This window comes from Mycobacterium sp. (assembly GCF_008709575.1).
GTDB lineage: Bacteria > Actinomycetota > Actinomycetes > Mycobacteriales > Mycobacteriaceae > Mycobacterium.
The window spans coordinates 1-1,078 of record NZ_VYIK01000186.1 but is presented as its reverse complement, the minus strand read 5'-3'; the positions used below and the strand labels follow the sequence as shown (position 1 = coordinate 1,078).

General features: G+C 65.5%; 1 protein-coding gene. It reads right to left on the bottom strand.

The features are described 5' to 3' along the window. Nucleotides 1–605: 605 nt before the first annotated feature. Nucleotides 606–1,078 (bottom strand): hypothetical protein (locus tag F6Q13_RS17745; RefSeq protein WP_293059361.1); only part of this gene is annotated, 473 nt, incomplete at its 5' end.

The window sequence follows — 1,078 nt, the reverse complement described above, 5'->3', positions numbered from 1 at the left end:
ACCTGTTCACCAATGAGCAGTCGGGCTTCGATGACGCCGACCCGGCCGGCCACGCGGTCCAGCAGCCAGTCGTAGTCGGTCTCGACATGGCGCAAATAGTTGACCGCCCACCGCTGCAGCGCAGCGGTATCAGCCGAGGACACCGTGGCGAGATCGTAATCGTAGTGGCCCCTTTCGGCCGCGTGCCATTCGGCCTGGGCATTGCGGTTGTCGACTGCAACACCGAACAGTTTTTCCTCCCGGCAATCGTGGAATGCAGATCTCGACCGCGTTGATCTGCGCGATCAGTGCAGCGCGACTCGCGCTCATCTGTTCGGTCTGACGAACCGACGCTTTCTCCCGCCGGGCCTTGGTCTGGTCTCGCCACGCGCGCCACGCTCACTATCACTCAGTATTCCCCCAACTGCTCAGAACCCTTCGCCGCCGACTCGTCATCAGTTCAGCGAGCAGCTGCCGCGTAATGAGCATTACCGAGCTGATTCCGACGATCCCGGGCGGCATTCGTCGCCGGATCCCTAGCAGCGCGGGTCGGTAACGGTTGAGGCGGGCGGCCCGCGACGGCTAGTCCCGTAATTCGCACATGGGGTGCGGTGGGTGGTCCACCTTTAGCGCGTGCGCCTTGGGTCGATCTTGAGTAGGTCGAGGAGGCGCAGTTGTAGGGAGTTGGGCTGCGGGATCTCGGGTGTGCGGTCGGGGGCGGTCCGCAGCCGAAGCGTGGCGAGAGCGGTGAAGATCAGGCTGGCGGTGGGTTTGGCGGGCCGGCCGGCGTAGAGGCCGTCGAGTTTGGTGTCGGGTGCGAGGTTGCGGCGGACTTCGCGTTCGGCGAGGCAGTAGATGAGCAGGGCGAAGCAGAGCACGCCAATGAGGGCGGCGATGCGCCGGTTGGTGTGCAGAAACATCGGCGCGACGGCGAGCGGTCCCTTCAGGTCGTGGTAGCGGCGTTCGCTGGTGCCGGGCTGGTTCTTGTAGCGGGCCAACACATCCGCGGCGGTGACCGTTGCGGGCAGGTTGGTCAGCAGCGCGTACCAGCCGTCGGTGGCGGCCTCGGCGTCGATGGCGTCCTGGTCGAAGTGCCAGT